Source organism: Methylophaga sp. UBA1464, from assembly GCF_002325665.1.
Lineage (GTDB): Bacteria > Pseudomonadota > Gammaproteobacteria > Nitrosococcales > Methylophagaceae > Methylophaga.
Window position 1 is genome coordinate 22,729 of the sequence record NZ_DCSO01000045.1, and the last position, 4,518, is coordinate 27,246.

The 4,518-nt window shown below is 44.4% G+C and carries 6 protein-coding genes; 3 read left to right on the plus strand and 3 right to left on the minus strand.

Annotated features, from left to right (window positions below):
• Positions 1 to 339 (plus strand): inorganic diphosphatase (locus B3O33_RS04770; protein WP_292363096.1); only part of this gene is annotated, 339 nt, incomplete at its 5' end.
• Between the two features lie 136 nt (positions 340 to 475).
• Positions 476 to 2,266, plus strand: a complete 1,791-nt coding sequence (locus B3O33_RS04775; RefSeq protein ID WP_292361204.1) for a GGDEF domain-containing protein — start codon at positions 476 to 478, stop codon at positions 2,264 to 2,266.
• Between the two features lie 31 nt (positions 2,267 to 2,297).
• Here the strand turns inward: B3O33_RS04775 and B3O33_RS04780 are convergent, their stop codons facing one another.
• Positions 2,298 to 2,720 carry an arsenate reductase ArsC gene (locus tag B3O33_RS04780; protein ID WP_292361383.1) on the minus strand — a complete coding sequence of 141 codons (423 nt, stop codon included), beginning with the start codon at positions 2,718 to 2,720 and terminating at the stop codon, positions 2,298 to 2,300.
• A gap of 173 nt (positions 2,721 to 2,893) precedes the next feature.
• On the opposite strand from B3O33_RS04780, the gene B3O33_RS04785 reads away from it, so the two are divergent.
• Complete coding sequence (locus B3O33_RS04785; RefSeq protein ID WP_292361205.1) at positions 2,894 to 3,571, plus strand: TIGR04211 family SH3 domain-containing protein; 678 nt, start codon at positions 2,894 to 2,896, stop codon at positions 3,569 to 3,571.
• 41 nt (positions 3,572 to 3,612) lie between these two features.
• Here the strand turns inward: B3O33_RS04785 and B3O33_RS04790 are convergent, their stop codons facing one another.
• Complete coding sequence (locus B3O33_RS04790) at positions 3,613 to 4,158, minus strand: HugZ family protein (protein ID WP_292361206.1); 546 nt, start codon at positions 4,156 to 4,158, stop codon at positions 3,613 to 3,615.
• The coding region (hutX, locus tag B3O33_RS04795) for a heme utilization cystosolic carrier protein HutX (protein ID WP_349676296.1) at positions 4,148 to 4,518 on the minus strand (371 nt) is incomplete at its 5' end. The genes hutX and B3O33_RS04790, both read right to left, overlap by 11 nt.

The window sequence follows — 4,518 nt, forward strand, 5'->3', positions numbered from 1 at the left end:
AGTGATGGTGACCCGTTGGATGTTTTGGTATTGGGCCAGTCTATCCCTCGCGGTGAGGTTTTGTCAGTACGTTTGATAGGTGTATTAAAAATGCTGGATGACGGTGAGCAGGATGACAAATTAGTCGCTGTTATTACCGAAGATAGTCCTTTTGCTAACGTTGAGTCGATGCAACAACTGGACAAAGAATTTCCGGCGGTTTCTGAAATCGTCCGTCTCTGGTTTGAAAATTACAAAGGCCCAAATGGCGGCATGGAAGCTCAAGGCTTTGCTGATCATCAGGAAGCGATGAATGTCTTAAAACAAGCGATGAATGCCTACCAAAACAGCTTGAACTGATTACCTGACTGCCGATGGCAATACTTTGATCCCCTTCAGTATGGGGCTTAAGTTGCGCCATCATTTTATTTTAATCACTGACCTTATGACCTTTTCCGAATAATAAGGCTTTGGCTAAATAATTTCCGGATTCAATATGACTCAAGAAGAACTATTACAATTTAAGTCATTGGAAGACATTCTCGCCACCGCGGCCCTCACCCCTATCTTTCAGCCGATTGTTTCATTAAAAAATAATCAGATTTATGGTTATGAAGCATTGATTCGTGGTCCCTCAGACAGTGTTTTGCATTCTCCGATAAATCTTTTTGATGCGGCGAATCGCCATGGTCGCCTGGCTGAGCTGGATTTGCTGTGCAGAGAAATCGCCATTAGCCGTTTTGGTGAACTTGACCTGAATGCCAAACTTTTTATCAACACGATTCCGTCAGCGTTATTACAACCCGATTATCCACATGGTCTGACGGCAAAATTTCTTAAGCAAGCCAGAATTCCCGCCGAACAAATTGTTATTGAATTAACCGAGCAATATCCAATTGATGATTACGATCTGATGCGTGAGGCGACTGCTCACTATCGTGATATGGGATTTTCTATCGCAATTGATGATTTAGGTGCAGGTTATTCGGGACTGCGAACCTGGTCAGAATTGAAGCCTGACTTCGTCAAGCTGGATCGACACTTCATGCAGAATATTCATGAAGATCAGCAGAAAAAACAGTTTGTGCAATCGATGATTGATATCGCCCTCAGCAGCAATTGCCGTGTGATCGGTGAAGGCGTTGAAGTGCGTGAAGAATATCTGGTGGCACAATCCATGGAAATGCATTTTGTCCAGGGCTATTATTTTTCCCGGCCTACAGCTACCCCGAAGCGTCAACTGCCAGCATCGCTATTTGCCAAGCGTGAACCAAGAGAAAAAATCCCTTCGGGGGTACCACGCTCAGATTCACTGGTGGTGAGCTTGCTGACCCAATTGACACCGCTTCGAACTTACCATGATTTTGAATATGTGGGCGAGCGTTTTCAAAATGAGATGAATCTGGCGGCATTACCCGTTTTGAATGAGAACAATACGATTGCCGGCATCGTCTGGCGGGATGAATTTTTGACCCTTTATGCCAGCCGATATGGACGCGACTTGTATGGCCGGAAACCTATCCGCTTGTTTATGGATAAGAAGCCAATTATTGCAGAAACCTCTCTGACACTGAAAAAACTCAGTCAGCAAATTACCAGTCAGAATTCAGCTCATCAACACAGTGTATTCATCATTAGTGAACACGGCTATTACCGTGGTGTCGGCAGTTTGATTGATTTGTTAAGACAAATAACGGATTTACAGTTGACGATTGCGCGTTATGCCAATCCCTTGAGCGGACTGCCTGGAAATGTCCCACTTAATGAGCATATCCAACAGGCTATCGGTCAGAAACGTCACGCGACGGTTTGTTATTTTGATTTGGATAACTTCAAACCCTACAACGACACCTATGGGTATAACAAGGGCGATAAAGTCATCACCAGAACCGCCAGAATTCTCAGTCAGCACATTGATCATGACATGGACTTTCTCGGTCACGTCGGTGGTGATGATTTTATTATAATATTTGACAGCACTGACTGGCAGAAACGTTGCCAGAGAATGCTTCACGATTTCGAACTGTTGTATCCGGAGCTCTATACTGAAGAACATCTCCGTCAAGGAGGCATTGAGGCGCAGGATCGCTATGGGCAACGGGTGTTCTATCCATTGCTCAGCTTGTCAATCGGCGCAGTCACCATTAGTGATTTTAGTTATCTGGTTGATGAAGCGGATCTGGCAGAGCATGCCACCAAGGCCAAATCCAAAGCGAAGAAAATTCCGGGTAACAGTCTTTATCAACTTAATCTATCAGATTGCCAGCCTTTTTCTGAGGCGATTTAAGCCAGATAAGTTGCAGGAAGCGGCTTAATATTTAACGGGCATTCACAGCTGATTTGTTTAATTGCTGCAGAACATAATTAACACGTTGCTTGATTTTTTCCCGGGTCAGTCGAAACTCGGCAAGGATCTCTTCTTCAGTACCACGATACTTTGCCGGGTCGGTCAAGGGTAAATGCAAGCGTAGCGTATGCGGACTGACCACTGGACATTGCTCGTCAGCATTCTCACATAACGTCACCAGTAAATCGGCCCACTCCAGCATTTCACCATTTACTCGGATTGATTCCTGTTGTGAGATATCAATACCGGCTTCGGCCATTACCTTTATTGCCTGGGCATTCTGGCCATGCGCTTCAATACCGGCAGAGCGAACTTCAATCTCATCGCCCCCCAGAAATCTGGCCCAGCCTTCTGCCATTTGCGATCGACAGGAGTTTCCTGTGCACAAAAACATTATTCTGAACTTTTCCATAAACCACCTCATTCGATTAGCTGATCAGCCTATCAAGCTTGTATGACAAAACCATTAACTCATATTAAAACCTAATAATGATTCTTATCTGCACTTGAAATCAGTCTTATAGCTTCTGCTAGAATGACGCTTTAAATTTAATGCCGGATTCACACGTGAAAAAACTGATTATCACACTGCTGCTTTTTGCCACTCCGATATTACTGCCGGGGATCAGTGCTGCCCAGACAACTCGTTATGTTTCAGATGAATTAGAAATTACCATGCGTAATGGCCAGGGACTGGAGTTTGGTATTCGAAAAATGCTGAAATCCGGCACCGAACTGACGGTATTGGAAAATGATCCCTCAGGCTATTCAAAAGTACGCACCAATGATGGTATCGAAGGCTGGGTGTTATCACGTTATTTAAACAATAATCCAAGCGCGCGTGAACAATTAGCCGCCAAAGAACAGCGTATTGCCAACCTTGAACTGGAAGTCACCGGATATAAAGAAGAATTAGCACAACTCAGCTCACAAACCTCAGAGGCTGATGAACAAAATATGACCCTGAAAGAGACCGCTCAACGCCTGAGCAAGGAGCTGGATGATATACGTCGTACAGCCTCTAATGCTGTGGCTTTGGAAAACGAAAATCGTCAATTAAAGGAACGGTTGCAGCAAATTGATCATGAGATTCAGTCTATCGTGATTGAAAACAATACCCTGAAGGACAATGATGCAAAAAACTGGTTTTTAATTGGTGCCGCCGTGTTATTTGGTGGAATAATCATTGGCCTGATTATGCCGAGCCTGAGGATGCGCAAGAAAAGCTCGTGGGGGAATTTCTAAACGACACCATAAAATAGCGCTGTGAATTCACAGCGCTATTTTTATTCTGATGCGGATGGTTTGACCACCACTTCACGTTTTTTATGGCCATCGCGCAAATGCTCAAGGTTCTTACCTGCCAGCGTGCCACCATCAATCTGATACGCTTTGCCAAACCCCTTCACATAACGTCCCCCTTTCGGCTTCAGCTTAAACAGACGAAAATCACTTAATTGACTCAGATTGGTAATTCGCTGCCCATGACGTTCAGTTAATAAGGCGATGCCCACATTCCAGGCATCTGAATCGACCTGAATCCATTCCGCCTCTATCTGATAGCTCACCCGTAACCGGGCAAACAATTCAATAGCCGAATCCTCATCTTCGATGATCAGCACGGATGCCTGTGGATGAATCCGCAGATTCACACCATGCACAGCAATATCGCTGAGTAATACATAGAGACAATCACGTCCTACCGCAAATGCTGCATAGGATGCATAAGGGTGATTATTTTCATCAAGCGTCGACAGCATTAACGTTTTACGGCTGTTGACCATCATCATGATTTCATCGCTGATCTGTTGTTCCAAACCTTTATTCTTCATCGGAATGTCCTGACAGCTGATATTGCTGCATTAACTGATAAAACTTTTCGCGTTGTGATGCGATTAATTCACCTCGTTCATCGCGACCGAGAAACACTTTAAAGATCACTTCACTGTTTACATCCTCAAACACAAAGGCATAACTCTCGCGACCTCGATGGGGTTTGGTCTGCAAGCTGATTTGCTCAACTTTCTGCAGATTAAGATGGCCATGAAAACCGTTACTGTCAGCTTTAAGGTTATAGAATCCTTCTGCCACTGTTGCTTTTGGAAAAGGACCGGTAAATTCGAATACACTACCACCATGAATCACTATCGTGGTCATCGAACCCCAATCGCTAATCTGTTCCAGTAATTGTT